Here is a 25,488-nt window from a genome sequence, read left to right on the forward strand (position 1 = left end):
GCATCCTCCTCGTTGAGTATCTAGCCGGTACTTCACGGGGCCCGTCGTCGCGTTGCAGCGCGGCGGCGGGCCATTTACTGATCGGCCCCCATCAGCTGGTGGCTTCGGGGCACGGCGGTCGACCCACGGACCTCCAACGCGCACGGCAGCAGTTGCTGGTGACGAAGGTCAGCGGGGCCATCCAGCTGGCGCGTCAGCGCCTCGATCGCGATCCGGCCGAGCGCCGAACCGGGTGACGTCATAGCGGTCAACGCCGGGGTGGCCAGCTCGGCGACCTGCGGCGAGGTGACCATCGAGACGACAGAGACGTCGTCGGGCACTGACAACCCGCGGCCGGTCAGCTCGCCGAGAATGCCGAAGATCGCCGTCTCGTTCATCGCCAACACCGCCGTCAGCTCCGGGGCCTGCGCGAACGCGGCGGCCAGGGCGGCCCGCCCGCCGGCGGCGCTGTCCTCGGCCGCGATCATCACCGGCTCCAGGCCGTGCCCGGTCATCGCCGCGGTGAAGGCGTCACGGGTACGCAACGCCGGCCCGTAACCGCTGGCCAACGTCGCGGCCGAGTGGTTGACGTAGACGATGCGCCGATGCCCGAGCCCGACCAGGTGCGCGACGGCCTCCCGGACGGTCTGGTCGAAGTCGATGTCGACGTAGGAGAGCGTGCTGGTGTCGCCCGTGCGGCCGATCAGCACCAGCGGCACCCCCGCCTCCTGGAGCACAGTGACCCGCTCGTCAGCCAGCTGAACCTCCATCAGCACGACCCCGTCGAGCATCCGCTGACTGGCCAGCCGACGCAGGTCGTCGAGGTTGCCCCCACCGACCGGCGAGAGCACCAGGTGGTAGCCGGCGACGCTGGCCGCGGCGGCGGCACCGGTGACGAACGCGGTCTCGGTGGCGCCCAGGCCACGCTCGTCCATCGGCATCAGCAGGCCGAGGATCCGGCTGCGGCGACTGGCCAACCCGCGGGCCATCGCGTTGGGCTGGTAGTCGAGCTGCGCCATCGCGGCGAGCACCTTGTTACGGGTGGCCTGCGAGATCGGCCGGGTGCCGGTGAGCACGTACGAGACGGTGCTCACCGAGACCTGTGCGAGGCGGGCGACGTCGTGCATGGTGGCCACCGCGCACCTCCTCCGGCCTGGGGTGGGACCGCTCCCGAACTTCGTCGAAGCGTTTCGACGAAGCGGTTCGACAGGACGCTAGGCCACCTGTTACGGCGACGTCAATAGCCGATGTCGAAAAGAATTCAGGGACGCGCGGAGCCCCGCCGGTCCGCGCCGTGCCGCTGTCGATCGGTAAGTCGCGCAGGGCGGTCGCGGCCAAGATCCGCGCAACATCGGGGATGTTGCTGCCTCACATTCGCCGGAGGCGGCAACTTCCGGGTAGTTGCGCGGATCTTGGCCACCGGTCAAGGGGGTGGGCGGGCGGTGCGGCGGCAAGATCGTGCTCGATCCTGGATGTAGTCCCTTGGATTGTCGTGGAGGCCACTACATCAAGGATCGAGCACGATCTTGGGTGCGGGGTGCGGGGTGCGGGGTGCGGGGTGCGGGGTGCGGGGTGCGGGGTGCGGGGTGCGGGGCGCGGCGGGCGAGGGTCAGGGCAGGTTGAACAGGGTGGCGGCGCTGTTCCAGCAGACGGCGCGTAGCCAGTCGTCGCCCAGGTCCAGTCGGGCGAGCCCGGTCACCTGGTCGGCGTACGGGTACGGGATGTTCGGAAAGTCGCTACCCAGCAGCACCTTGCCGGCCAGCCCCAACTCGCGTAACCGGGGCAACTCCTCGGCGGGGTAGGGAACGAACTGGTCGAAGTAGGGCGTGAACACCATTGTGGTGTCCAGTCGAACCCGCTCGTACGTCTCGGCGAGGTCCAGGAATGCCTGGTAGTCCGGTGCTCCCATGTGCGCCACCACGGCGGTCAGTCGAGGGTGGCGGGCGAGGAGGGCGGCGAACGGTTCAGGGCCGGTGTGGGAGGTCCCCACCGGGGCGTGCCCGGCGTGCACCACCACCGGCACACCCGCGTCGGACAACATCCCCCACACCGGGTCCAGCGCCGGATCGGTTGGCGCGAAGCCACCGACCTGTAGGTGCAGCTTGAACACCTGGGCGCCTTCGGCGAGGGCTGCCTCGACGTATTCGGGGGCGTCCGGCTCGGGGTAGAAGGTGGCCGAGGCCAGGCATCCGGGGGTGTCGCGGGCAAAGTCCAGCGTCCAGCGGTTGAGTTCCGCCGCCATGCCCGGTCGGTGTGCGTACGCCAGGGCGCTGAACGCCCGCACTCCGAGCCGGCGCAGGTGCGCGACCCGGTCGGCGTCGCTCCAGCGGTAGAGGATCGGCCATTCGGTGCCGACCAGAGGTCCGGCGGCGTCGAAGTAGGCCCACACCCGACGCAGCAGGCGTGGTGGCAGGAAGTGCACGTGCACGTCGGCGAGGCCGGGCAGCCCGAGGGCGCGGCAGAACTCCGGTACGCCGTCGTCCGCGTCGGGTGGGACCGGCAGATGGTCGCCGGCCGTGCCAGCCGGCACAGTCACCGGCACCGGCACCGGCGCCGGCACAGGCACCGGATCGGTCATATGTCGATGTCGAATCGGCTCAGCACCGAGGGCGCGATCAGGCCGACGGTGGCGAGCGCGGAGACGACGGTCAGTGCGATGCGCATTCCGACCACTTCGGCCTTGCTGCCGACGCGCAGGGCGATGCTGTTCGGCAGGCCGATCATCATCCACATGCGGCGCTTGATGGGGATCGGCCAGAGGATCGGCACGCCGGCTCTGGTGATCATGTCGCCGAGGATGTGCACGAAGCAGCCCACGCCGAGCGCGGTGCCGATCAGTGGATAGCCGCGTCCGCCCGGCAGGTTGGCGAAGGTGAACCAGGCGGCCCCGGCCGACGCGAGAGTGATGATCACCCAGCCGGCCCGTTCGGCCCACTCGTCGAACAGCCCGCGCAGCGCCAGGCCGAACATGAAGAACAGGATGGTGATGACAGCCCACTTGCCGTACGCGGCGCAGAGGGCGGTGGTGCCCCAGCCGACCAGCACGGTGAACGGCAGCGTGTGGGTGAGCGTCCGGTGCCCGTTGTTGCGGCGTGGGTCCTTGCTGAGCTTCGTGGCGTAGTAGACCCCGAGGGAGATCTTCTCCATCACCTCGGCGGCGAAGAGCGAGAAGACTCCGAAGGTACGGGCCACGGTGGCCCCACCCTGGTTCTTGGTCACCTTGCCCGACATGTCGAGGTCGGGAAAGAGCGCGCCGCCGGCGCACACCGCGGTGCCCACCGCCAACGCGAGCGGCGACTGGTGGTAGTCGGCGAACTGCTCCAGTGCCCAGGAGCCAGCCAGCCACACCGCCGCGCCGGACAGCGCGTGTTGCGGTCCCATCATCTCGGCTCACCCTCCCCAGGGATCTTGAGCGCCCAAAACTACGCCACTGTAGTAAGCGTCGGCGTCGCAGGGGCATCACCCGGACGGTCCACATCGGACCGCGTTACAGGGTGGGGGTGAAGCTCTGCCGGATCATCGGCAAGTATGCCGCGTTGACCTGCCAGTCGAACTCTTCTGTCAACCACGAGACGGTGTAGGAGCGGTCGGCCGAGGTGTTGGCGAGCAAGCGGAAGCTGTGCACCGCAACGCCGAGGGCGTTCTGCCAGCCGCACTCCCACACCGCGCCGCCCTCGAAGATGTCCATCGCGGAGATGTCCACCTTGCGATAGTCCGGCAGCGCCGCGTTGGCGGTCAGCCGATCCTCCTCGGCCTCCCAGTGGGCCACCGGATCGGGGCGGGCCGGCCCCGCCTCGACGCTGAGCACCCGGGTCCCGCCGGATCTCCGGAAGCAGGTCACCGAGCCCTCGGTCCAGCGTGCCCACCCCACCGGCGCGGCGATCCGGAACCCGCTCGGGTCGTCGTACCAGGTCCAACCCTCGCGTAGCCCGTACTTCACGCCGGGTGGCGGTGACACCGCCACGACCGGGGTCGCCGACGGTGGCGGGGGAGACGTGCAGGCGAACGCGGCCGGCCGGGAGGTCGGCGCGCCACCGCCCGAGCCGGACGGGGGGGTCTGGTCGTCGTGCCGGTTGACCAGCGCGAGCGTGACGCCTCCCGCGACGAGCACAGCGGCAGCAGCACCACCCAGGGCGATCAGGCGCCGTCGTCGGCCGGGTCGGCGCCGCGGGCTCGGGGTCGGTGTGGCCGGCTCGCCCGACGGGGCGACCGGTTGGGTCGTCCTGGTCCGTCCGGCGTCACGGACCGCCGCGACCGCCGTGGAGCGGGTCGACGCGGCGGGCTCGTCGTGGCTCGCCTCGGCGGTGCGCAGCAGCGCCTCCGCCTCGGCGGCGGTCAACCGCCGCCAGGGGTCGCGCTGCAACAGGCCGGTGAGGACGGGACGCAACGGGCCGGCCCGACGCATCGGGTCCGGTGGTTCGGTGGCCAGCGCGCTGAGCGTCGCCATCGCGCTCGACCGCGCGTACGGTGACTGCCCTTCGACAGTGGCGTAGAGCGTCGCGCCCAGCGACCACAGGTCGGTGCGCGCGTCGGACACCCCTTCGCGGGCCCGTTCGGGGGCGACGAACTGCGGCGAGCCGAGCACGGTGCCGGGCCCGGTCATCACACCCTCGCCGCCGTCGAAGGTGGCCAGCCCGAAGTCGGTGAGCACCACCCGCCCGTCGTCGGCGACCAGCACGTTGTGCGGCTTCACATCGCGGTGCAGCACCCCGGCGGCGTGGGCGGCGCGTAACGCGGCGAGCACCGCCAGCCCGATCCGGGCGGTGCGCTGCGGACTCAGCGGCCCCTCGGCGCTGATGATCTGCTGCACCGATCGCGACGGCACGTACTCCATCACGATCCAGGGGCTCTCCCGGTCGTGCACCACGTCGTAGAGGCGGACCACGTTGGGATGGTTGAGGCGAGCGGCGGTGCGTGCCTCTCGCAGGGTCCGTAGCCGCAACTCCTCGCGTTCGGTCTCGGCCAGCCAGGACGGCGGCACGACCTCCTTCACTGCTACGTCGCGATGCAACATCTCGTCGCGAGCAAGCCACACCCGGCCCATTCCGCCGGTGCCGACCAGGTCGAGCAGCCGGTACCGACCCGCGATCAGCAACTGATGCACGGTCGCTCCCCCTCGGTCACCCCGGGATCCACGATAGCCACCAATGGCGGCTAATTCATCCACTGAGCGGCCTCGATCCACGACGGACGGTGGTCTCGATCATGGCCATACGGTGCAGGTCAGCGGGGTGGTCGGAAACTCTCTCGCACCTTTTTCCAGTCGGCTGCGGCCCCGGCCCAGTCCTCGTCGTGGGTGATCCAGGCCAGCGTCCAGCGGCCGGCAGCGACAGTTTGTTGCCGGGCGTGCAGCCACAGGTCGCCGTAGGGGGCCTGCCACCGGAGTTCCCACTCCGCCCCGCCGTCGCTGGCGGCGAGCCGGATCTCGTCGTACCCCGGCAACGCCCCGGCCCCGGCGGCAGCGTCCCGGGCCGCGCGGAGCCGGACCAGAGGGTCGGCGCTGTTGCCGGGTGCGACGCTGAAGGCCCGGCCGGTCGCCGGGTCCTGGAAGCAGGCCACCCCGTCGTCGCGGGAGTAGTACCAGCTGGCCGGCACGGAGACCCGGAAGCCTGTGGTGTCGGCGTGCCAGACCCAGCCCGGCGGTGGCCGGAACTGTTCGCCGGAGGCCGGGTCGCCGGCCAGCACCGGCGTGCCGGCGACATGCGGGCGGACACACGCGAACGGCGGCGGGGGGACGTCCCGTCCGTTGGGCGGCGGCCCAGGCCGGTCGGGGCCCGGTCCGCCCGGTCCGCCTGGTCCGTCCGGCCTGTTGTCGGCTGGACGGTTCGGTGGCTGCGGGGAGGACGAGGCGACCGTGTCGCCGGGCTTGTCGTCGGCGAAGGTCAGCGCGGCACCGACACCGGCCGCGACGGCCACCAGCAGCGCCACACCGATGAGTGCCAGTCGGCGGGTGGCCGGTCCCCGGGCCGCCCGGTCCGCGCCCGGCGCGGGGGAGGCCCCTCCGGTTGCGGTCGGGGCGGGGTTCGGTTCGTCGGACGGATCGGGCAACGGGATGGTGGGGTCCTGGTCGCCGTCGACGGCGGCGGGGTGGGCGATCAGCCCGGGCACCGGTCCGTCACCAGAGGGCCGGTCGGTCGCCGGCGGCAGGTCGGCGCGGCCGGTCGCGGCCATCGTGAGCAACCGACGGGCCGCGTCGTGGTCGAGGCGCTCGCGCGGGTCGCGGCGCAGCAACCCCTCCAGCACCGGCGCGAGCGCCCCGGCGTGGGGGGCGGGGTCGGGCGGGCCGGCGGCCAGCGCGCTCAGGGTGGCCATCGCGGTGCTGCGGGCGTACGGGGACTTGCCCTCCACGGCGGCGTGCAGGGTCGCCCCGAGTGACCACAGATCGGCGGCCACCGTGGACACCCCCTCGGCGGCCCGCTCGGGGGCCACGTACTGCGGGGAGCCGAAGACCATGCCGGGGCGGGTCATCGCGCCGTCGCCACCGTCGAAGGTGGCCAGCCCGAAGTCGGTGAGCATCACCCGCCCGTCGTGCGCCACGAGCACGTTCTGCGGTTTGATGTCGCGGTGCAGCACTCCGACGGTGTGCGCGGCCTGGAGCGCGTCGAGCACGGCCAGCCCGATCCGGGCTGCGCGGGCCGGCTCGAGCGGCCCCTCGGCGTCGACGACGTCCTGAAGGGTGCGGGACGGGACGTACTCCATGATGATCCACGGGCTGCCGTCGACCGCGACGACGTCGTAGAGCCGGACCACTGCGGGGTGGTTGAGTCGGGCCGCGGCGCGCGCCTCCCGCATGGTGCGTGAGCGCACCTCGTCCCGTTCATGATCGGCCAACCAACTCGGTGGGACGATCTCCTTGACCGCCACCTCGCGGTGCAGCATCTCGTCGCGGGCACGCCACACCCGACCCATGCCCCCGCGACCCACCAGGTCGAGCAGCCGGTACCGACCAGCGATCAGCACCTGTGCACGCTCCTCCTCAGCCGCTGTCCGGGCTACACCCTAACCAGCGGATCGGAAGTCACCTATCGGTCGACCGACTTGGCTCAGCAGGCGGCGTGGTCGGCGGCAGCGAGCAGGTTCCCTTCCGGGATGGCGATGCGGGTCCGTCCGGCGCTCAGTCGGGCGGCGGCGCGGCGGGCCTGCACGGGGCCGTGTTCGCGGCGGGCGGTGGCGTAGCTGGCGGCGGTGCGGGCCGCGATGGTGGCCCAGCCGTACCGCTCGCCGACCATCGTGCGGGCCCGGCGGGCCAGCCGCCGGGCGAAGACCTCGTCGCCGAGCAGTTGGCCGACCGCGCCGGCGAGCGCGTCCGGGTCGCTGTGCGGGAACGTCACCCCGGTCACGCCGGGTTCGACGATCTCGGCGAGGCCGCCGGTACGGGCCACGGCGAGGGGCGCTCCGGCGGCTGCCGCCTCCAGCGCCACCATGCCGAACGGCTCGTAGAGGCTGGGGACCACCGTCGCGTCGGTGGCGCCGAGCATCGCCGGTAGTTGGGTGGAGTCGAGGAACCCGGTGAACCGGACGGTCGAGCTGAGCGCCAGTCGCCGGGCCTCCGCCTCCAACTCGGTGCGGTACGGGCCGTCGCCGGCGATCACCACGCGCAGCCCCGGGTGTCGTTCGCGTAGTCGGGGTATGGCGTGCACCAGGTGCTGGACGCCCTTCTCGTAGACCAGCCGGCCGGCGTACCCGACCAGCGGGCCGTCCCCGGCGAACCGTGCCCGGGCCGACGCGACCGCTCGGGGGCGGGCCCGCCAGGCCCGGTCGTCGACCCCGTTGGGCACCACGTCGACCTGGCCGGCAGGTACGTCGAACAGCGCGGTCACCTGGTCGCGCATGTAACCCGAGCAGGTGATCACCCGGATGGAGGAATTGCTGAGCCAGTGTTCGACCCCGTGGATGGTGCGGTTCATCTCCTCGGGCAGCCAGCCCTGGTGCCGGCCGGCCTCGGTGGCGTGGATGGTGGTGACCAGCGGGAGGTCCAGGTGCTCGGCGAGGGTGACGGCGGTGTGCGCGACGAGCCAGTCGTGGGCGTGGATGACGTCGTAGGCACCGGCCTGGGTGGCGCGCAGGGCGGTGCGGGTGAGGGTGTGGTTGAAGGCCATGGTCCAGGCCAGGAGGGAGCTGGTGGCGAGGGGGAAGGTGACGGGGTCTTCGGGGGCGCGCAGGATGCGGACGCCGTCGGCGTATTCCTCCAGGGGTGCGCCTTCGCTGTGGCGGGTGACGACGGTGACTTCGTGGCCGGCGGCGGCGAGGGCGACGGAGAGGGCGTGCACGTGTCGGCCGAGGCCGCCGACGAGCACCGGCGGGTACTCCCAGGAGAGCATCAGCACCCGCAGCTGTCGGGCGGGGTTGATGTCGATCACGTGGGCATCGAGTGACATGCGGCCCCCTTTGAATTGTCCCCGGGCGCGCGCCGACCGACACCGAATTGATGTCGCCGTCGCGTCTGGATCGAGGCCAATCCTGCCGGGATCGCGATAACCAGCGGCGACACCACCGTTGCGGTCGTGTAAAGCGCTACTGGCTCTTTCGTCGCACCCGCAGCAGTTCGGCCACCGACCATGCCTGGAACGGGCACCCGGTAGCGGTGTGCGGCGCGAGGCCATCTGCCGTCTCGCTAACTGAGCCTAACCCATATTCCATCAAATGAGCTTCAATGCCGACGAAAACGTCATCGACGGACATCTTCCCCCGGCGGGCCGCGTCCACGTACGGGCCGAGCAACCACGGCCACACAGTGCCCTGGTGGTAGCCCCCGTCCCGCTCGGCCGGGCCGCCACGGTGCCGGCCCACGAACTCCGCCGAATCCGGGGCCAGACTGCGCGGCCCGAGCGGGGTGAGCAGACCGCCCCCGACCCGCCGCACCGTCGCCTCGTCCGGCTCCATCGGCGCGTACGGCAGCGACCAGGCCAGCAACTGGTTGGGACGCAACGCGTCGTCGTCGTGCACCGCGGCACCACCCAACGGGTACGCCGGCGCGGGCGCGTCCAGCACGTCGTGCAGCCAGCCGGTCGGTGCCGGGAACCGCTCCCGGAACGAGGCGGTGGCCTGCCGGTGGAGTCCCCACAGCTCGTCGGCGTCCTGCCCGGCCAGCTCGGCCAGCTCCGCGAGCCCGGCCAACCCGTTGATCCACAGCGCGTTGACCTCGACCGGCTTCCCGGTCCGCGGGGTGACCGGCACCCCGTACACGCGGGCATCCATCCAGGTCAGCGCGGTGCCGGCGGCGCCCTGGGTGAGCAGCCCGTCGGTCGGGTCGACCCGGATCCCGTACCGGGTGCCGGCGGTGTGCGCGTCGACCACAGTGCGCAGCGCCGGCAGCAGCTCGTCGCCGAGGTCGGTGTCGCCGGTGACGGTGACGTGCCGGCTCACCGCGTGCAGGAACCACAGCGTGCCGTCGACGGTGTTGTACTCCACCCGACCGGTGTCGGCCGTGTTGGCGAGCATCCCCTCGGACAGCGTCGCCGCGTACGCCCGCAGCAGCTCCCGACCCTCGTCGGCGCGACCCGTGCAGAGGAACAGCCCCTCGTACGAGATCATCGTGTCCCGCGACCACGCCCCGAACCACGGGTACCCGGCCACCACGTCGACCGCCGCCTGGTCGGTGCGCACCACGAACGCGTCGGCGGCCAGCGCCAGGGTGGCGTCCACGTCGTCGGCCGGCTTCGCCGTCGCCACCACCCGCCGGTTGCGCCGCCGGGCCGTCGCCACGATCTCCGTTGCCGGCGGCGGCTCCTCGTCGAGCCGACCGGCCCAGGCCCGCACCGACACCGTGTCGCCGGGGCGTTCCAGCTCACCGGAGAAGCGGCCCGCGTACCAGAGATCCTCGTCCGCGTTCAGACCACGGTTGGCCTCCTCGCGGTGGTGCACGCCCAGCCACCACTGCCCCTCGGGCGTCCAGCCCGGGCCGGCGAGCCGGTACGCGCCCTCGACCACCGCGCCGTCGGCCACCGCCTCGACCTGCGGGACCGGGCCGTCGGCTCGCCGTTCGCCGTGCGCGTCCCGCCAGGTGCAGGCGGCAGACAGCTCCAGCCGCACGGGACCACCGGCGACCAGTCGGTGCACCACTGCGACGCAGGAGCGGCCGGGCAGCATGGCCAGCTCCCGTTCGATGACCACCGCGCCGATCCGCCACCGCCACCGGGGCAGCCCGTCGACCAGGTCGAAGCGCTCCAACAGCTCGAAGCCGCGCGGGTCCACGTCGCCGGAGGCCCACTCGTGCGCGCCGAGGCGGACCCGTACGCCGGACGGCAGGGTGACCGCCGGATCAAGACTCACCAGTCCCACCTGACGGGACGCCGGCGTTTCGCCGGGAACCACCAACAGGCCGTGGTAGCGACGTGTCCGCAGCCCGCTGACGGTGCCCATCGCGTAGCCGCCGAGGCCGTCGGGGACCAGCCACTCCCGGCTGGCCGCGCTGGTCAGATCGCCGCAGACCTGCGGGCCGAACCGAATGTCGATCAAGTTTCCTCCACCGGCGGCAACGTGTAACACGCCACGACGAGAATGGCCGCTGTGGTCAAGTACCGCGGCGACGTCAAAGATGTGCACGTGATCACTGACCGATCGTCCTCCGACGCCTCGCCACCCGACGCTGAGCGGCTCCGGCTCGCCCAGGCCGACTCGGGGGAGCAGGACTGGCGTGCATGGGGTCCCTATCTGTCCGAGCGGGCGTGGGGGACGGTACGGGAGGACTACAGCGAGCACGGTACGGCCTGGGACTACTTCCCGCATGACCATGCGCGGTCCAGAGCCTACCGGTGGAATGAAGACGGGATGGCCGGCGTCTGCGACGAACGACAGACCTTCGCGTTCGCCCTCGCCCTCTGGAACGGCAAGGACCCGATCCTCAAGGAGCGGATGTTCGGCCTCGGCGGCGACAGCGGCAACCACGGCGAGGACGCCAAGGAGTACTGGTGGTACGAGGACTCCACGCCCACCCACTCCTGGATGCGCTGGCGCTACCACTACCCGCAGGCCGCCTTCCCGTACGACGAACTCGTCGCGGTGAACGCGTTGCGCGGCCGCGACGACACCGAGTACGAGCTGGTCGACACCGGGATCTTCGACGACGACAGGTACTGGGCGGTGACGGTCGACTACGCCAAGGCGTCCCCGACCGACCTCTGCATGGTGGTGACCGTCGCCAACCGGGGCGACCAGGCGGCCACCCTGCACGTCCTGCCCACCCTGTGGTTCCGTAACACCTGGTCCTGGGGTCTGCCCGGCGGCGACCGGATCCCCCGGCTGACCGGTCAGGGCACCCGCCTCGTCGGCGAACACCGGGTGTTCGGCCAACTGCTGCTGGAGGGCGACGGCGGCCCGGTGCCGCTGCTCTGCGACAACGACACCAACGCCGAACGGCTCTGGGGCCTGCCCGGCCGCTCCCCGTACCCGAAGGACGGCATCAACGACCACGTCGTCAACGGCGCGGCCACTGTCAACCCGGCCCGCGAGGGCACCAAGGGCGCGCTGCACTACGTGCTCGACGTGCCGGCCGGCGGGCAGCGCCAGATCCGGCTGCGGCTGACCCGCACCGCGTCGCCGCCGGCCGCCGCGCCGCCGCCCCCGGCCGACCTCAGCGACGGCTTCGAGGCCGTGGTGTGGGCGCGGCGGGCCGAGGCGAACCGGTTCTTCGCCGGAGTGATCCCGCCGGCCGCCACCCCCGACGAGGCGCTGGTCGCCCGGCAGGCCATCGCCGGGCTGATGTGGGGCAAGCAGTTCTACCACTTCGACGTCAAACGGTGGCTCGACGGCGACCCGGGCTCGACACCGCCGGCCGGGCGTCGGCACGGGCGCAACAGCGCCTGGTGGCACATGACCAGCTTCGACGTCATCTCCATGCCGGACCCGTGGGAATACCCCTGGTACGCGGCCTGGGACCTGGCGTTCCACTGCGTGAGCATCGCCCGGGTCGACCCGGGCTTCGCCAAGGAGCAGATCCTGCTCCTGCTCCGCGAGTGGTACCTGCACCCCAACGGGCAGATCCCGGCGTACGAGTGGGCGTTCGGTGACGTGAACCCGCCGGTGCACGCGTGGGCGGCGCTGAAGGTGTTCGAGATCGACGGCGGCCGGGACTACGAGTTCCTGGCCCGGGTGATGCACAAGCTGCTGCTCAACTTCACCTGGTGGGTCAACCGCAAGGACACCGGCGGCAACAACGTCTTCGAGGGCGGCTTCCTCGGGCTGGACAACGTCGGGCCGTTCGACCGCTCGGCGGCGCTGCCGGTCGCCGGGGTGCTGGAGCAGTCCGACGGCACCGGCTGGATGGGCATGTACGCGCTCAACCTGCTGGACATCGCGATCGTGCTCGCCGAACACGACCGGACCTGGGTGGACACCGCCACCAAGTTCTTCGAGCACTTCGCGTACATCGCCGCCGCCGCGTACGAGCAGGGGTTGTGGGACGACGAGGACGCCTTCTTCTACGACGTGCTGCGCCTCGCCGACGGCACGAAGGTGCCGCTGAAGGTCCGCTCCGTCGTCGGGCTGCTGCCGTTGGCCGCCACCACCCGGCTCACCGCCCGGACCCTGCACCACCTACCGGAACTGGGCGCCCGGCTGCGCTGGTTCCTCACCAACCGCCCGGAGTACGCGCAGGTGATCGGCACCCGCCGGTTGGGCCCCGACGGCCGGCAGCAGCGACTGCTGTCCATGGTCGGCCCGGAGCAGGTGGTCCGCCTGCTCGCCCGGATGCTCGACCCGGACGAGTTCCTCTCCGACTTCGGCCTCCGTACGCTGTCCCGCGCGCACCTGGACAAGCCGTTCTCGGTCAACCTCGGCGGGCAGGAGTTCTCCGTCGGCTACGAGCCGGCCGAGTCGACCAGCGGATTGTTCGGGGGCAACTCGAACTGGCGCGGCCCGATCTGGATGCCGACGAACTTCCTGCTGATCAGCGCGTTGCGCGACTACGCGGCGTTCTTCGGCGACGACCTCCAGGTGGAGTACCCGACCCGCTCCGGGGTGAAGCACACCCTGGACGAGATCGCCGACGACCTCTCCGCCCGGTTGATCTCACTCTTCACCCAGGACGACTGGGGTCGACGGCCGATCTACGGTGCCGCTCAGATGTTCCAGACCCACCCGGACTGGCGCAACCTGATCGCCTTCCCCGAGTACTTCCACGGCGACAACGGGGCCGGCCTGGGCGCCTGGCACCAGACCGGCTGGACGGCCCTGGTGGCCGACCTGATCCTCACCCTCCGCCGCTGACCCCCGGGGGGGGGGGGTGCCGTGCCCGCCCTCGCCCCCACCCTGCCCTGAGCGCGCTGCTCCGCGCGCTGCGGGCGGCGGGCGGCGGGTCGTTCGCGCAGGGCGCCTGTGTGTGGGCCATTCACTATCGTGATCGGCCATGGGGGAGTCGGTGAAGCCGGTGGGCGAGTTGCAGGTCCTCGGTCAGTCGCGGGTCTGGCCCGGTATTGCGATACCAGGCGTGATCCTGCTCGTGATGATCGTTGTCGGGGCGCTCTTCGACCTGTTCAGCTGGACCGCCCTGGTGTTTGGCGCCGGATGGATCATCATCGCCGTCCAGCGCTCACGAAACGCGGTGTTCGCTGACGACCTGGGGCTGCTGGTCCGCGATCGCAAAGGCTTGCGGCGTTCGTACGCCTGGGATGAGATCGAGCGCATGGGCTGGGTGGACCTGGGGATGTGGGGGGCCAGCCTGGCGATCAACCCCCGAGGCGGTCCCTACGACGTGCCGGGGCCCAACGCGTCCATCAATGTAGGGCATATCTGGCGCCCCGGCCGTCGGCGCTCCGTGGACCCCGTGCCCGAACTGCTCAAGACCCATGGCATCAAGGCATTGTTCGATCAGTAGGTAGCTGACGAGGCGCCCGGCCCCGGCATGATCGTGCTCGATCCAGGTTGTAGTGGTGTCGCTAACGCTGGGCGCTTCACGTCAACCGATGTGACGCGCGGCGCCGCTCAGCGGTTCGCCCGTTCGATACCTCGCCGGACGAGACTGCTGATGCCGGGCAGGGTGACCGCCCTGATGGTCAGGTCGCTCATCCAGACGTGGAATCGGCTGGGTGGCGCGTACTGGGCCATGCCCCGGCGGGCGAGTGCCTGTCGTTTGCCGACCTCGGGGCGTAGTCCGGCCTCCCACTCGGCTAGTGCTGCCGGGAGGTCGTCGGCGTGCCGTCGCAGGGCGGCGCCGAGGTGGTCGGCGCCGGCGAGGGCGAGGGCCGCGCCGTGTCCGGCGAAGAGCGTCACGCACCAGGCCGCGTCTCCGAGCAGGACGACGCGGCCGGTGCTCCAGCGTGGCATGACCACCTGGCTGACGGCGTCGAAGTAGGCGCTGGCCGGGTCCTGCGCAAGATGGTCGATCGCGTCGGGCACGCCACCCGCCAGATCTCCGAATGCGGCCCGCAGCGCGTCGACCGGACCTTGTCGCAGGTCGGTGGCGGGCTCCGCGCTGCGATAGGTGAAGAACGCCGACGACCGCTGCGGGCCCAGGTTGACCATCGCCGCGGTGCGCCCGGGACCGATGTGGGTGGTAGCGGACGACTCGGGCACGCCGGGCACCGGGTGGGGCAGCGGGAAGGCGGCCACGAGGTACGGGAGGTCCACCCGGAAGTCGGGGCCGAACACTGCGGTACGGGTGGCGGAGTGCACCCCGTCGGCACCCACCAGCAGGTCTGCCTGCTCGGTGGTGCCGTCGCTCAACTCCACGCGTACGTGGTCGGTGTCCTGTTCGACGGACGTGACGGTGGTGCCGAAGCGGATGTCGACCCGGTCCCGCACCGCTTCGAAGAGGCTGGCTTCCAGGTCGCCGCGGAACACCGAGAGGGCCCGCTTGCCGAGTGCGGCCTCGGCGATGGCGGACGGCACTGTGAACTTGGGCCGACCGTCGGCGTGGACCAGCACTGTGGTGAACGGGCCCAGGTCGGCGGCGGAGAGCGCGGGGAGCAGGCCGAGGCGCTCGGCGGCGTCGTAGCCCGGCCCGATCAGATTCACCATGTACCCGCTGCTGCGACGGGCCAGGGCTCGCTCGGCCACGATGACCTGCCACCCGTCCTGGTGGAGTCGGAGGGCTGTGGCCAGCCCGGCTATCCCCGCACCCACGATCACCGCACGTCGCATCGAGCACCTCGCCGCTAGAATGAGCATCTGCTCAAACCAGTATGAGCGACTGTTCATACCGGCGCAAACGACGGCGGCGGAACCGCCTAGACTTCAGCCATGCCGCGCGGAGTCGCCATCCCAGCGCTCAGACAGCAGCTCTTCGCTGCCGTCGAGCGGTTGGTCGTTGAAGAGGGGCCGAGCCGGCTCACCGGCCGGGCCGTGACGCGCGAGGCCGGCGTCGCGACCGGCCTGCTCTACGCGCACTTCGCGACCTTCGACGACTTCCTGACCGGGTTCGCGGTCGACCGCGTCTTCCACATCACCGGCGAGGTGGCCGGCCTGCCGCAGCGCGCCGGGTCCGGCACTGTCGCCGACAACCTGCGCCAGGCCGTCCTGGCGACACCGCTGGGCACGCTGACGGCGTTGACCCGGCTGACCGCGTTCCGGCCGGAGTTGACGGCGAACGTCGAGGCGGTCCTGGGCAGTGGGATGTCAGGGCTGCGGGGGATCGAACGCGCTGTCGCCGACTACCTGGCCGCCGAGCAGACGCGCGGGCGCGTGCCGGCCGACGCCGACACCGAGGCACTGGCCCTGGCGGTGGTCGGCGTGCTGCACCACGTCGCGTTGACCGGCCCCACCGACCCGGCGGCGGACCACCGGATCCAGCGGGTGATCGGCGCGCTCACCGACGGCTTCCCGGCTGCCGCGCCCTCCTGAGCGCCGCGCCGCCCCGGCAGTTCCGCGCCCTGTGCGTCTCCGCAGCGCGGTCCGCGACCTCATCGCGCGAGGCCAGCGGGGCGCCGTCGGCCAGCCGGGGCAGGAGCGGGCTCAGGTCAGCCGCTGAAGGGCTCGGGTCCGAGGCGGCCCCAGGCCACGAACGCGGCGATCGCGAGGTAGACCAGATTCAGCACGATGAACCTCGCCTCGCCGTAGCGCAGGTGGGTGATCATCGCGCCGATCATCAGCAGGACCCAGCAGATGGCGGTCACCGGCACCAGCACCGGTGCGATGTCGAGCACGGCGGGCAGGATGAGGCCGATCGCGGCCAGGAGTTCGAGGACCCCGAGGGTCTTGACGAAGCCCACGCTGGCGTCGCCGGTCCATCCGCCGCCGTTGTGTGCTGCCAACTTCTGCTTGGGTACGAACGTCTTGGTGATGCCGCCGGCCAGGGCGACTGCGGCCAACAGTCCGGCCGCGATCCACAGTGCCAGGTTCATGAGCTTCCTTCCGTAACGAGTCGCACAGGAGACACCGCCGGCCGGTGCGCTGTGACAGCTCGTGACGTGACGAGGAGCACGGACGCTCGATGTCACAGAAGTCGCGAGGCCGGTGTCTGGTGGGCGACGCGGTCGAGTTCGGTGAGACTGGAGGGCGCATGGACGCGGGAGGCGGAATCATGAGCGCGGACGGTCGGGGGGACCGGGCCGTCGACGCGTTCGTCACCCACCGGAACCTGCTCTTCACCGTCGCGTACGAGATGCTCGGCTCGGCTGCGGACGCGGAGGACGTACTCCAGGAGACCTGGCTGCGGTGGGCGGATGCGGATCTCGCGGCGGTGCGCGACCAGCGCGCCTACCTGGTCCGGATCACCACCCGACTGTCGCTCAACCGGCTGCAGGCGGTCGGTCGGCGCAGAGAGTCCTATGTCGGCTCCTGGTTACCGGAACCGCTGCTGACCGCACCCGACGTCGCCGACGACGTCGAACTCGCCGAGAGCGTCTCGATGGCCATGCTGCTGGTGCTGGAGACACTCGCGCCGACCGAGCGGGCGGTGTTCGTCCTCCGTGAGGTCTTCGACATCGGGTACGACGAGATCGCCGAGGCGGTCGACAAGAGTCCGGCCGCCGTTCGCCAGATCGCGCATCGGGCGCGGGCGCACGTGGCCGCGCGCCGGCCCCGGGGGATGGTCTCGGCGGCGGACACGCGGCGGGCGTTGGACGCGTTCCGGCGGGCCGTCGAAACTGGCGACGTGCAGGGCCTGCTCGACGTCCTCGCGCCGGATGTCGTGCTCCTCGGCGACGGCGGGGGCATCAAGCAGGCCGTGCTGCGGCCTGTCGCCGGTGCCGACAAGGTGGCCCGTCTGCTGTGCAGCACACACGCCAGGACCGCGACCATGTCGCTGCACCCCACCCAGGTCAACGGTCACCCGGCGCTGGTTCTGCGGCTCGACGGTGCGGTCGACACGGTCCTTGCGCTGCGGATCGACGACGGTCTGATCAGCGGGGTCTACGCCGTGCGTAACCCGGAGAAGCTGTCGCACATGCGGCGGGCGACCACCCTGCGCCGATGAGAGCACCTAGTACGGGGGAGTGGGTGTCTCCGGTGGTCGTCGTTGACGGGAACGTCGCGTGTCCGCTGCGACGATGCCGAGCAGCACCACGGCGGCAACCGCGCCGGCGGTGAGCGGCCGGAGGTGCGGTGCCGCCGGGATCAGCAGGCCGAGGGTCAGCAGGCCGGCGATCCGGCTTCGGGAGACCCGGCCGAATACCTGGTATTCGAGCGTCGATCGCCCGGCGAGGAAGAGCGCGGGGCCCCCGAAGATGGCGATGAGCCAGGTCGCCGGGAGGTGACCGCGCGGCTCGGTGATGAACAGTTCGAAGCCGACGCCGGTGAGCACGATCCCCGCGATCATGGCCATGTGAGCGAACGCCATGTCGGTCGCGAGCCGGGCCGGGTTACGGGAACGGTCGACAGCAGTGCCCAGCATCCCCCCGGCCACGTGGAAGTAGATCCGCCAGAGCAGGACGGTGCTCGCCAGCGCCAGGACGAAACCACCCGTCTGGTCGGTGTGGAACTCGCTGCCGCTGAAGGCGAGGCCGATGACGAAGATCGCCTCGCCGAGAGCGATGAGGAGGAACTGTTGGTACCGCTCGGCCAGGTGCTCGGCCGCGATCGTCTGGACGCCGAGCCGTCGTGCGCCGAGTCGGGGGGTCGGCCAGCCGAGGAACAGTCCGGTGTAGTCGATCAGGACGGCGAGGGTCCAGAGCGCCCCGCGAGCCCTGCCGTCGTCGACCAGCCCGCCGACGACCCAGAACGGTGCGCTCAAGCCGAACCAGAACAGGATCCGGATGGACTGTTGCGGGTCCGGCCGGCCGTGCCCGACGACGCGGAAGAACACCACCCGGCCGATCTGGAGGGTCACCAGGGTGATGGCGAAGAGGGAGGCCCGTGCGCCGAAACCGTCCGGCACGGCGACGGCCATCGTCATGGAACCGACCAACGTCATGATGATGACGGTCTGGACGATCGGGGCGTCCGGGTCCAGCCAACTGGTCGACCACACCGTCACCGACCAGACCGCCCACAGCGCCAGGAACAGCAGCAGAGCCTGGCCGAGGCCCGCGTACACGCCGCGTTGGCCGTCGGTGAAGTCGGTGATCAGCCGCGCGGAGATCCTGGTCAGGGCGAAGACGAAGACCAGGTCGAGGAAGAGCTCCAGGAAGGTGGCCCGCTGGCGGGTGGTCTCGCTGCGCAACAACCCGTCGGGGGTGTTCCTCATCGGCTCGCCGCGCGCCGATGTCGCCGAGCGATCACGTGCCCTCCCGTCGCGGTGATCTCCTCGCCTAACGAGTCAGGGGCGGCTGTGGCACGTGGAGCGAAGGTGCCGCCCCACCACAACAGTCGCCAATCTGTCACCCGACCGCTACGGCAGGTGTGCGCGCTTACGCTCGTGGGCGTGCCCGGACCTGCCGAGAAGGCCACTGAACAGGACCGGCGTGACCTCATCGTCACTGTCGCGCGAGAGCTGGCCGAGACGGAGGGCTGGGCGGGTGTGACCACCCGGCGGCTCGCCGAACGAACCGAGATCGACATGGGCGACATCTATCGGCACTTCGCCGATCTGGAGGCGCTGATCGCCGCGGTCGCGGTGTGCGCCTTCGCCGATCTGGCGGCCGACCTCGCCGAGGCGCACGCGGAGACCACCGGCAGCCCGGAGGGGGTATGGCCGGCGGTCGCGACCGCGTACCTCGACTTCGCGTACACGAATCCCGAGGTCTATGACGCGATGCTCGCGCTGACCCCCGACCTGGCCCTCGGCGTGGACGGGGTGCCGGCCGCGCCGAGGGCGGTCTTCGCCGAACTGCGGGCGGCCCTGACCCCGCTGGCCGAGGGGCGGGACCCGGACACCCTCGCCGAGGTGGGTTGGAGCCTGCTGCACGGCGTGGTGATGCTCACCCGCGGCGGTCGGCTGCGACCCGAGGGGCAGGAGGACCGCGAGGCACTGATCGCGCAGCGGTTGCTGCGGTGGCCGTGACCACGGCACGGCCCACAGTCGATCGTGGTCAGTTGAGGGGCTCGCGGTCGGCCGGGCCCTTGTCGGCGAACCGGAACGTGGTGTTCAGCTTGGCGTTGCCCAACTCCTTGAGGATGAGGCCGTTGCCGGGGAGGTGCTGGAGGAACCGGGTCTCGCTGCCGATCGCGTACGTGCCGTCGCCCTTGGCGATGATGGTGAACCGCTGGATCGGGTCGTCCTGGTCGCAGACGGCGACCCCGATGGTCAGTTCGGGCTCGATGTCCAGGCCGTTGACCTGCCAGCAGGACGGATCGTCGTTCGCGGGGTGGCCGTCCCTGGTGCCGAATGCCCTGATCACGTACCGGTCGCCGCCGATCGGAGTCGGTACGAACAGGATGCGACCGCCGGTGTCGCCGCCCTCCTCGAGCCGCCCGCTGATCTCCAACGGTTCCCCCGAACCCCGCACCCGGGTGATCGTGATCTCCCGCTTGCCGGACAGCAGCGGGTCGGTCGCCGCCGCCGACGACGTGGTCGGCGTCGCTGCCGTGGGCGTCGGCGTGCCTGTCACGGCACCCGACGGCGTCGGCGCGCCCGCCGTGGCGCCCGGCGTCGGGTCCGCACCGCCCTGGCACGCCACCAGCGCGCTGGCGCAGGCCAGCATCGCCGCGCCGGTGACCCACTTCATGGTGACCATGCCGTACTCCTCAACAGCCGTCCCGAACCTGGGCGGGAATCATCATGGATGTCGCGTCCGCATGACGGCGGCAGCGCCGCGACGGTTCACGAAAATCCGGAAGATCTCACATCGATCTCCCGCCTATCCTGTCTCTCGGCCTTGCGGGCGGTGGCACGGGGAGGGCATGGCATGACGGTCGACGTGGCGGCGCGACGACAGGCGCAGGTGTTGATCTTCGATGCGGACGACACCTTGTGGGAGAACAACGTCGTCTTCGAGCGGGTGATCGACGACTTCCTGGGCTGGCTGGACCACCCCACCCTGGACCGGGCCGCGCTGCGGGCCGTCCTCGACGACATCGAGCGGGCCAACGCGGTGGCGCACGGGTACGGCAGCAAGGTCTTCCTGCGCAGCCTGGCGGAGTGCCTGGAGCGGCTGCGCGAACGGCCGGCCACCGACTCCGAACGTCAGGAGATCGACCGGCTGGCGGTGGCCCTCGTCGAGCACCAGGTGGAACTGATGCCCGGGGTGGCCGACGCGCTCGACGAGTTGGCCCGCCGGCACGAGTTGCTGCTGCTCACCAAGGGCGACCGCGAGGAGCAGCAGCGCAAGCTGGACGCCTGCGGTCTGCTGCACCACTTCGGGGCGGCGCACATCGTCGCCGAGAAGAACGTCGACACGTACCGGTGGCTCACTCGGGAGCACGGCTTCGCGCCGGACGGCGCGTGGATGATCGGGAACTCCCCGAAGTCCGACATCCTGCCGGCACGGGCCGCCGGGTTGAACGCGGTGTTCATTCCGAACGAGAACACCTGGGTCCTGGAGGACGACGAGCTGGATCCGACCGACGGCGGGGTGCTGCGGCTCGCCGCGTTCCGGGATCTGCTGCGCCACTTCTGACCGCACTGAAGCCCAACAGCGTCGGCGATCATGGCCGCGTTACGCGAATCTGCCCGATTTTCAGCGTGGGATCAGTCCTGCCGCCGGTCGTCCGACGCGGCTTGTCCGGCCGGTCGGAGCGCGCCTAACCTGGTCCGGCGCTCCCGGCCCTTCGGGGTGTGTCGGGGCGCGTCGGCGTTCGGCGGGTGAGCACCGTGGAGCTGAGTGCGAAGTGGCTGGCTCACCCCGTTCCGGCGCGTGGCGTCGTGTCACGCCCGCGCGGCGGGGTGCTGGAGCTGTCCGCTTCCCTGCCGGACGGCCGAGGGTCAGGGCCGGGTAGTTGCGGACCCGGTCCTGACCCGGCCCGCGAAACGGGCGAGCGGGGCAGACCGCGCGCCGGTTCGACTGTCAGGATGGCGGCATGAAGCGCAGATCTCTCCTCCTCGGCGCGGCGGCGGGTCTGGTCACCCCGGCCGTGCTCGCCCCGGCCGCGCCCGCACTAGCGGCGAGCGGCTCGCTGCGGACGGGCGCAGCCACGGCACCGCCACAGCGACCCTTGCCGAAGTGGCAGCCCCAGAACCGGGCGAGCGCACTGACCACGCTGCCGGCGGGGACGAAGCAGGTGATCATCGTCGGCGCCAGCAGCTACACCACGACCTACGCCACGCTGGAAGCGTTCGTGCGGGTGCGGAGCACCTGGCAGCCGGCCTCGGCGTCGTTGCCCGCCCGGATCGGCTCGAAGGGCTTCAGCGACAACCACGTGGAGGGTGTGCCGACCACGCCGACCGGCGTCTACTCGATCGGCCCCACCATGTACGGCATCGCCGCCGACCCGGGCGTGCGGTTCCCCTACCACCGGCTGGTCGACGGTGACTGGTGGAACGAGAACCCGTCGTCGGCGCTCTACAACACCTTCCAGCACAGTGCGACCAACCCGGGTGGGGCCAGCGAGGCACTGTGGAAGGAGGTCCCCGCGTACACGCACTTCGCGGTGATCACCTACAACATGCCGCCGAACGTGCCGAAGCCGGTGCCGAACGCGGGCAGCGGGATCTTCCTGCACCAGTTCAGCACCAGCGCCGGCAACGCCACCGCCGGTTGCGTCTCCCTCGCCCACGATCACCTGGTCGACGTGCTCAACTGGCTGGACCCGGCGCTGTCACCACGCATCGTGCTCAGCCCGTACGCCCAGCTCAGCCGATACTGAGAGCCGCTGCGGCTCAGCCCGCCTCGCGCCGGACGATCGCCACCGCCACCCGGCAGAACTCGTCCATGTCCGGGTTGAAGCCGGCAGCGATGTCGGGATGCAACCCGGAGCGGGTCTCCTCCAACAGCCGCTGGCAGACCTGCTCGACCGGTTCGCCGGCATAGCCGGAGCGGACCCGCTCGGTGGCCGCCTGAAGCGCCGAGGTCAGCTGCTCCTCCAGCGGCCCGCGCAGCTTCTGCTGCACAGGATCGAGCCCGCGGGGGTCGAGCGTGACATGTGGCTCCGACATCGGTGCTCCCTTCGTCGGCGTCCGCGATACCCCACCGCGGACGTCGGTCAAACCCCTGTCGGTACGGCGGCGACCCGCACCTGGTACGAGAACTCCTCAGCCGGTTCCTCGTGGTACGACAGCCGGCGGATCTGCCGGTCGTCGTCGTAGAGGGCGACATCCACCAGCACACCGAGATGGGTGAGGCCGATGCTGGACACCCGCTTCTTGTCCTGCAACACCGCGCAGACGCCGCCGAGAAGGGTGCTGGCGTCGGACGTACGGTGCCCGGGCGGGCAGCGCAACACCAGGTCCACCTCGATCGGCCCGGGCAACGGCGTCCAGCCGGTGCGCTGGGCCGCGGCGAGGGCGGCCTGGAGCAGAGTGCGGACCCTCGTCGCCTGCCGGTGCCCGGCGGCGAAGATGGACAACGCTTCGGTCTTGACCGGTGGCAGGCCGCTCACCTCGAACGTCAGGGCGAGAGCGCGGGTGTCCTGCACGACGGCACCTCCTCGTTGGGACGATCCTGCCGAAACGGGGGAGCGGCGGTGGGACGTTCCCGCGATTACCAACCGATCGGGCAGGCATGGGTCGGCCGGAGGCGTGTCGACGACGGCGGCGAACGCGCCAGCTACGGCGCTAGGAAAACGCTAGCCGACGACGCCCGCGCTCGGTAGTCGGTCGTTCACCCGGTGGGGCGTGGCGCGAAGGCGCAGAACTCGTTGCCCTCGGGGTCGGCCAGCACCCACCACCAGTGCGCCTCGTCGATCGGCTCCCGCAGCAGCGTCGCGCCCGCCGCGATCAGCGCCATCGGCTCCGGCTCGGCCAGCTCGACGTCCCAGTGCATACGGTTCTTGACCGTCTTGGGCTCGCTCACCCCGTCGAAGACCCAGTGGTCCCAGGGCAGGCCGGCGGACCCGAGCACCAACGCGTCGGTCGACCCGTACTCGGCGGTGCCGCCGAGCACGCCGCCCCACCAGCTCGCCTGGGCGGCCGGGTCGAGCGCGTCCACCACGAGCTGAAACGGCCCCGGTCGGCTGTTGGCGTCGGCCGCGAGCGCGCAGAACTCGTTGCCGTCCGGGTCGGCCAACACCCACCGGCCGTCGTCGTTCGGCTCGCGGACCAGTCGGGCGCCGTCCGCGAGCAGCGGCGCCGGGTCCGCGCCGGGCAGCCGCAGATCCAGGTGTACGCGGGTCCTGCCGACCCGAGGCTCCGGCACCTTGTTCACCCAGATCGACTCCCCGGGTGATCGCGCCGAGCGGGGGTCCACCCGGGTGTCGTCGTCACCGGCGTCGGCCACGTCCCCGTCGAGCATCCGGGCCCAGAAGGCACCCAGTGCGAGCGGGTCGTTGGCGTCCAGGCAGAGGTCCTTGAAGCGCGCGATCATCGTGCCAGCATGCCTGGTCCCGAGGGGTGCCCGCGCGTGTTGGGAGGGGGAGTCCCCGCACGACGCCTCGTCGATCAAGGAGTTGTGGTGGGTGACAAAGTCCCCGCAGAACCCCAAACCAGGCACCACAACTCCATGATCGACCGGGCCTTGGGCGGGCCGGGCCGGGTCGGGGCGGGTTAGTGCTGCTTGGCGTACTTGATGAAGGCCTTCCAGGCTGTGGGGTCGACGTGCAGGGTGCCGCCGTCGCGGTCCTTGGTGTCGCGCACCAGCACCACGCTCGGCAGGTTGTCGGCGACCTCGACGCAGGAGCCGCCGTTGCCGCCGGACCGGGTCGACTTTCGCCACTGTGGGGTCAGCATGCCCATGACTTCGCCACTTCCTTGATCAGCTCGGTTGACTGCCGGCGGGGGAGCGCCTCGTTCCGCACGATCTCCCACGTCTTCGCCAGCTTAGCGACGTCGGTTGGCGCATCGACGAACTGCGCGGTGAGCTGGTTGTCGGCGTGGGCCACCCGCTCGCCGTCCGGCATCTCGGCGATGATGAACTGACCGGCCAGCCCCAGATACATCCCAGCATCCGTCGGGACGATGTGCACCTGGATATGCTCCGCCACCGCCAACTGGGCCAGGTGCTCGCACTGCTCGACCATGAGGCCCGGCTGGTCGAGCACCGGCCGGCGTAGCACCGCCTCGTCCAGCACGGCGATGAGCTGCGGCGGGCGCGGGCGTTGCAGGATCGCCTGGCGCTCCAGCCGGGAGGCGACGATGCGGTCCACATCCTCGGGGTCGAACCGGCCACCGGCCAGCGTCGCGCGAGCGTACCGCTCGGTCTGGAGCAGGCCCGGCACGTAGGCCAACTCGAACCAGCGCAGCGTGGTCGCCTCCCGCTCGAACTCGATCCACTCGCGAAGCCAGGCCGGTTCGGCGTCGAGCCGGGCCAACCCGTCGAGCATGCGGAGGAAGCGTCCGTCGGTCTGGTGGTGGGTGTCGACCGCCCTCATGTATTCCTTCGTGGGCGGTCGCCCGCCGGTCTCCACCGAGCTGACGTGTGAACCCGAATAGCCGATGCCCCGGCCGAAGTCCTCCTGACTGAGACCGAGCCCCGTGCGGAACAGGCGCAGTTCCTCCAGTACGTAGTCGGTGACGCTTCCCATCGATTCCCCAACCTTCGCTCAGTCTGGCTCGGCGTGTCCCTCATGAATGCTCACCTGGACCGCTGAGCTGCACGGATGGCGCGAGCACGTATCGACGGTAGTCGTGTCATCACCAGACTGTCACGAGTGGCGGGTCCGCCGGTGGCCGGAATGGCGGCGGTGGGCCCTGCCCGTCGGGGTCGCTCCCGTCTCCCCCTTGCGGGAGCGGCCCCTTCACCCACCTTCAGGAGGACGATGTGCTGAGCCCTTTGGTGCGGTGGCGGTGATGGTTGTGGTCCGGCCGCCCGTCCCGCACGTCGCCATGCGCCCGCTGTGGCGGTGCCGTAACTGTGGCACCGAGTGGCCGTGTCAACCGGCCAAGCTCGCCCTGCTGACGGAGTACCGGGCCGACCGGACCGCGCTGTTGATCTACCTTGGCACCCTGATGCACGAGGCGACGAACCAACTCACCCAACTCCACCCGGACCACCCGCCGGCCCGGATGACCGAGCGCTTCCTCTCCTGGGCGAGAGCCCGCGGCTGACGCTCGGCCCGCCGTCCTTCATCCCGGAAAGTGGATCAGCGGCACCCCGTCGGAGTATCCGGGCCCCTCGGGTGGCATTCGGGTGCGGGCTGGCGGCGGCGGTCCGGGCGTGAACTTCA

General features: G+C 71.1%; 24 protein-coding genes. 8 read left to right on the forward strand and 16 right to left on the reverse strand.

Annotation, left to right across the window (positions count from 1 at the left end; all coding sequences use genetic code 11):
* Positions 1 to 74 precede the first annotated feature (74 nt).
* The 7 genes from ACLQ3F_RS25030 to ACLQ3F_RS25060 all read right to left on the reverse strand — a co-directional run bounded on the left by ACLQ3F_RS25030 (position 75) and on the right by ACLQ3F_RS25060 (position 10,437).
* Positions 75 to 1,106 (reverse strand): LacI family DNA-binding transcriptional regulator, encoded by a 1,032-nt coding sequence (locus tag ACLQ3F_RS25030; protein WP_357207158.1) that lies wholly within the window; start codon positions 1,104 to 1,106, stop codon positions 75 to 77.
* 482 nt (positions 1,107 to 1,588) lie between these two features.
* A complete protein-coding gene (locus tag ACLQ3F_RS25035; protein WP_425851908.1) occupies positions 1,589 to 2,482 on the reverse strand; it encodes an amidohydrolase family protein in 894 nt (297 codons plus the stop codon).
* Between the two features lie 71 nt (positions 2,483 to 2,553).
* A complete protein-coding gene (locus ACLQ3F_RS25040) occupies positions 2,554 to 3,363 on the reverse strand; it encodes a metal-dependent hydrolase (protein WP_238672615.1) in 810 nt (269 codons plus the stop codon).
* A 103-nt stretch (positions 3,364 to 3,466) separates the two neighbouring features.
* The gene (locus ACLQ3F_RS25045; protein WP_425851748.1) at positions 3,467 to 5,083 is read right to left on the reverse strand and encodes a serine/threonine-protein kinase; all 1,617 of its coding nucleotides are present in this window, start codon (positions 5,081 to 5,083) and stop codon (positions 3,467 to 3,469) included.
* A gap of 119 nt (positions 5,084 to 5,202) precedes the next feature.
* Entirely contained in the window at positions 5,203 to 6,939 is a 1,737-nt protein-coding gene (locus ACLQ3F_RS25050; protein ID WP_425851749.1) for a protein kinase domain-containing protein, read from the reverse strand.
* A gap of 83 nt (positions 6,940 to 7,022) precedes the next feature.
* Positions 7,023 to 8,357, reverse strand: coding sequence for a glycosyltransferase family 4 protein (locus ACLQ3F_RS25055; RefSeq protein ID WP_425851751.1), 1,335 nt, complete (start codon positions 8,355 to 8,357; stop codon positions 7,023 to 7,025).
* Between the two features lie 136 nt (positions 8,358 to 8,493).
* The gene (locus ACLQ3F_RS25060) at positions 8,494 to 10,437 is read right to left on the reverse strand and encodes an amylo-alpha-1,6-glucosidase (protein WP_425851753.1); all 1,944 of its coding nucleotides are present in this window, start codon (positions 10,435 to 10,437) and stop codon (positions 8,494 to 8,496) included.
* A gap of 42 nt (positions 10,438 to 10,479) precedes the next feature.
* On the opposite strand from ACLQ3F_RS25060, the gene ACLQ3F_RS25065 reads away from it, so the two are divergent.
* Both ACLQ3F_RS25065 and ACLQ3F_RS25070 read left to right on the forward strand, forming a co-directional pair.
* Positions 10,480 to 13,185, forward strand: coding sequence for an MGH1-like glycoside hydrolase domain-containing protein (locus ACLQ3F_RS25065; RefSeq protein ID WP_357201597.1), 2,706 nt, complete (start codon positions 10,480 to 10,482; stop codon positions 13,183 to 13,185).
* Positions 13,186 to 13,324: 139 nt separating this feature from the next.
* The gene (locus ACLQ3F_RS25070) at positions 13,325 to 13,792 is read left to right on the forward strand and encodes a hypothetical protein (protein WP_425851756.1); all 468 of its coding nucleotides are present in this window, start codon (positions 13,325 to 13,327) and stop codon (positions 13,790 to 13,792) included.
* Positions 13,793 to 13,899: 107 nt separating this feature from the next.
* Here ACLQ3F_RS25070 and ACLQ3F_RS25075 read toward each other — a convergent pair whose 3' ends face one another.
* Positions 13,900 to 15,057, reverse strand: coding sequence for an FAD-dependent oxidoreductase (locus ACLQ3F_RS25075; protein ID WP_425851758.1), 1,158 nt, complete (start codon positions 15,055 to 15,057; stop codon positions 13,900 to 13,902).
* Positions 15,058 to 15,156: 99 nt separating this feature from the next.
* On the opposite strand from ACLQ3F_RS25075, the gene ACLQ3F_RS25080 reads away from it, so the two are divergent.
* On the forward strand, positions 15,157 to 15,756 hold the full coding sequence (locus ACLQ3F_RS25080; protein ID WP_425851760.1) for a TetR/AcrR family transcriptional regulator: 600 nt from the start codon (positions 15,157 to 15,159) through the stop codon (positions 15,754 to 15,756).
* 116 nt (positions 15,757 to 15,872) lie between these two features.
* On the opposite strand, the gene ACLQ3F_RS25085 is transcribed toward ACLQ3F_RS25080, so the two are convergent.
* Positions 15,873 to 16,256: a DoxX family protein gene (locus tag ACLQ3F_RS25085; protein ID WP_396795328.1), complete on the reverse strand. Its 384-nt coding sequence runs from the start codon at positions 16,254 to 16,256 to the stop codon at positions 15,873 to 15,875.
* Between the two features lie 179 nt (positions 16,257 to 16,435).
* Here ACLQ3F_RS25085 and ACLQ3F_RS25090 point away from each other — a divergent pair, with 179 nt between their 5' ends.
* Positions 16,436 to 17,329, forward strand: a complete 894-nt coding sequence (locus tag ACLQ3F_RS25090) for an RNA polymerase sigma-70 factor (RefSeq protein WP_425851763.1) — start codon at positions 16,436 to 16,438, stop codon at positions 17,327 to 17,329.
* 6 nt (positions 17,330 to 17,335) lie between these two features.
* On the opposite strand, the gene ACLQ3F_RS25095 is transcribed toward ACLQ3F_RS25090, so the two are convergent.
* Positions 17,336 to 18,538: a low temperature requirement protein A gene (locus ACLQ3F_RS25095; protein ID WP_425851764.1), complete on the reverse strand. Its 1,203-nt coding sequence runs from the start codon at positions 18,536 to 18,538 to the stop codon at positions 17,336 to 17,338.
* A 177-nt stretch (positions 18,539 to 18,715) separates the two neighbouring features.
* On the opposite strand from ACLQ3F_RS25095, the gene ACLQ3F_RS25100 reads away from it, so the two are divergent.
* Positions 18,716 to 19,294, forward strand: a complete 579-nt coding sequence (locus ACLQ3F_RS25100; protein WP_354944538.1) for a TetR/AcrR family transcriptional regulator — start codon at positions 18,716 to 18,718, stop codon at positions 19,292 to 19,294.
* Positions 19,295 to 19,322: 28 nt separating this feature from the next.
* On the opposite strand, the gene ACLQ3F_RS25105 is transcribed toward ACLQ3F_RS25100, so the two are convergent.
* Positions 19,323 to 19,967, reverse strand: a complete 645-nt coding sequence (locus tag ACLQ3F_RS25105) for a hypothetical protein (RefSeq protein WP_425851766.1) — start codon at positions 19,965 to 19,967, stop codon at positions 19,323 to 19,325.
* Positions 19,968 to 20,138: 171 nt separating this feature from the next.
* Here ACLQ3F_RS25105 and ACLQ3F_RS25110 point away from each other — a divergent pair, with 171 nt between their 5' ends.
* Positions 20,139 to 20,849: an HAD family hydrolase gene (locus ACLQ3F_RS25110; RefSeq protein ID WP_357263123.1), complete on the forward strand. Its 711-nt coding sequence runs from the start codon at positions 20,139 to 20,141 to the stop codon at positions 20,847 to 20,849.
* A gap of 400 nt (positions 20,850 to 21,249) precedes the next feature.
* Positions 21,250 to 22,035, forward strand: a complete 786-nt coding sequence (locus tag ACLQ3F_RS25115; protein WP_425851768.1) for a L,D-transpeptidase family protein — start codon at positions 21,250 to 21,252, stop codon at positions 22,033 to 22,035.
* 13 nt (positions 22,036 to 22,048) lie between these two features.
* On the opposite strand, the gene ACLQ3F_RS25120 is transcribed toward ACLQ3F_RS25115, so the two are convergent.
* The 5 genes from ACLQ3F_RS25120 to ACLQ3F_RS25140 all read right to left on the reverse strand — a co-directional run bounded on the left by ACLQ3F_RS25120 (position 22,049) and on the right by ACLQ3F_RS25140 (position 24,846).
* Positions 22,049 to 22,324 carry a hypothetical protein gene (locus tag ACLQ3F_RS25120; protein ID WP_210781930.1) on the reverse strand — a complete coding sequence of 92 codons (276 nt, stop codon included), beginning with the start codon at positions 22,322 to 22,324 and terminating at the stop codon, positions 22,049 to 22,051.
* Between the two features lie 47 nt (positions 22,325 to 22,371).
* Positions 22,372 to 22,803, reverse strand: coding sequence for a hypothetical protein (locus ACLQ3F_RS25125; protein WP_355008410.1), 432 nt, complete (start codon positions 22,801 to 22,803; stop codon positions 22,372 to 22,374).
* A gap of 185 nt (positions 22,804 to 22,988) precedes the next feature.
* Complete coding sequence (locus ACLQ3F_RS25130; RefSeq protein WP_425851771.1) at positions 22,989 to 23,690, reverse strand: VOC family protein; 702 nt, start codon at positions 23,688 to 23,690, stop codon at positions 22,989 to 22,991.
* 179 nt (positions 23,691 to 23,869) lie between these two features.
* Positions 23,870 to 24,052: a DUF397 domain-containing protein gene (locus ACLQ3F_RS25135; protein ID WP_357230036.1), complete on the reverse strand. Its 183-nt coding sequence runs from the start codon at positions 24,050 to 24,052 to the stop codon at positions 23,870 to 23,872.
* Positions 24,046 to 24,846 carry a helix-turn-helix domain-containing protein gene (locus ACLQ3F_RS25140; RefSeq protein WP_425851773.1) on the reverse strand — a complete coding sequence of 267 codons (801 nt, stop codon included), beginning with the start codon at positions 24,844 to 24,846 and terminating at the stop codon, positions 24,046 to 24,048. Before ACLQ3F_RS25140 ends, ACLQ3F_RS25135 begins: the two co-directional genes overlap by 7 nt.
* Before the next feature lie 265 nt (positions 24,847 to 25,111).
* Between ACLQ3F_RS25140 and ACLQ3F_RS25145 the strand changes: the two genes are divergently transcribed.
* The gene (locus ACLQ3F_RS25145; RefSeq protein ID WP_425851775.1) at positions 25,112 to 25,369 is read left to right on the forward strand and encodes a flavin reductase; all 258 of its coding nucleotides are present in this window, start codon (positions 25,112 to 25,114) and stop codon (positions 25,367 to 25,369) included.
* Positions 25,370 to 25,488 lie beyond the last annotated feature (119 nt).

The sequence above is a fragment of the Micromonospora sp. DT15 genome, assembly GCF_049841475.1.
Taxonomy (GTDB): Bacteria; Actinomycetota; Actinomycetes; order Mycobacteriales; family Micromonosporaceae; genus Micromonospora.

What these genes read in the sequence shown, in the direction of transcription:
- ACLQ3F_RS25140 (WP_425851773.1), bottom strand. Translation starts at nt 24,846, where the DNA reads ATGGGAAGCGTCACCGACTACGTACTGGAGGAACTGCGCCTGTTCCGC.
- ACLQ3F_RS25105 (WP_425851766.1), bottom strand. Translation starts at nt 19,967, where the DNA reads ATGGTCACCATGAAGTGGGTCACCGGCGCGGCGATGCTGGCCTGCGCC.
- ACLQ3F_RS25145 (WP_425851775.1), top strand. Translation starts at nt 25,112, where the DNA reads ATGGTTGTGGTCCGGCCGCCCGTCCCGCACGTCGCCATGCGCCCGCTG.
- ACLQ3F_RS25040 (WP_238672615.1), bottom strand. Translation starts at nt 3,363, where the DNA reads ATGATGGGACCGCAACACGCGCTGTCCGGCGCGGCGGTGTGGCTGGCT.
- ACLQ3F_RS25110 (WP_357263123.1), top strand. Translation starts at nt 20,139, where the DNA reads ATGACGGTCGACGTGGCGGCGCGACGACAGGCGCAGGTGTTGATCTTC.
- ACLQ3F_RS25030 (WP_357207158.1), bottom strand. Translation starts at nt 1,106, where the DNA reads ATGCACGACGTCGCCCGCCTCGCACAGGTCTCGGTGAGCACCGTCTCG.
- ACLQ3F_RS25080 (WP_425851760.1), top strand. Translation starts at nt 15,157, where the DNA reads ATGCCGCGCGGAGTCGCCATCCCAGCGCTCAGACAGCAGCTCTTCGCT.
- ACLQ3F_RS25135 (WP_357230036.1), bottom strand. Translation starts at nt 24,052, where the DNA reads ATGCTGACCCCACAGTGGCGAAAGTCGACCCGGTCCGGCGGCAACGGC.
- ACLQ3F_RS25120 (WP_210781930.1), bottom strand. Translation starts at nt 22,324, where the DNA reads ATGTCGGAGCCACATGTCACGCTCGACCCCCGCGGGCTCGATCCTGTG.
- ACLQ3F_RS25130 (WP_425851771.1), bottom strand. Translation starts at nt 23,690, where the DNA reads ATGATCGCGCGCTTCAAGGACCTCTGCCTGGACGCCAACGACCCGCTC.
- ACLQ3F_RS25085 (WP_396795328.1), bottom strand. Translation starts at nt 16,256, where the DNA reads ATGAACCTGGCACTGTGGATCGCGGCCGGACTGTTGGCCGCAGTCGCC.
- ACLQ3F_RS25075 (WP_425851758.1), bottom strand. Translation starts at nt 15,057, where the DNA reads ATGCGACGTGCGGTGATCGTGGGTGCGGGGATAGCCGGGCTGGCCACA.
- ACLQ3F_RS25095 (WP_425851764.1), bottom strand. Translation starts at nt 18,538, where the DNA reads ATGAGGAACACCCCCGACGGGTTGTTGCGCAGCGAGACCACCCGCCAG.
- ACLQ3F_RS25065 (WP_357201597.1), top strand. Translation starts at nt 10,480, where the DNA reads ATGGCCGCTGTGGTCAAGTACCGCGGCGACGTCAAAGATGTGCACGTG.
- ACLQ3F_RS25070 (WP_425851756.1), top strand. Translation starts at nt 13,325, where the DNA reads ATGGGGGAGTCGGTGAAGCCGGTGGGCGAGTTGCAGGTCCTCGGTCAG.
- ACLQ3F_RS25115 (WP_425851768.1), top strand. Translation starts at nt 21,250, where the DNA reads ATGAAGCGCAGATCTCTCCTCCTCGGCGCGGCGGCGGGTCTGGTCACC.
- ACLQ3F_RS25090 (WP_425851763.1), top strand. Translation starts at nt 16,436, where the DNA reads ATGAGCGCGGACGGTCGGGGGGACCGGGCCGTCGACGCGTTCGTCACC.
- ACLQ3F_RS25055 (WP_425851751.1), bottom strand. Translation starts at nt 8,357, where the DNA reads ATGTCACTCGATGCCCACGTGATCGACATCAACCCCGCCCGACAGCTG.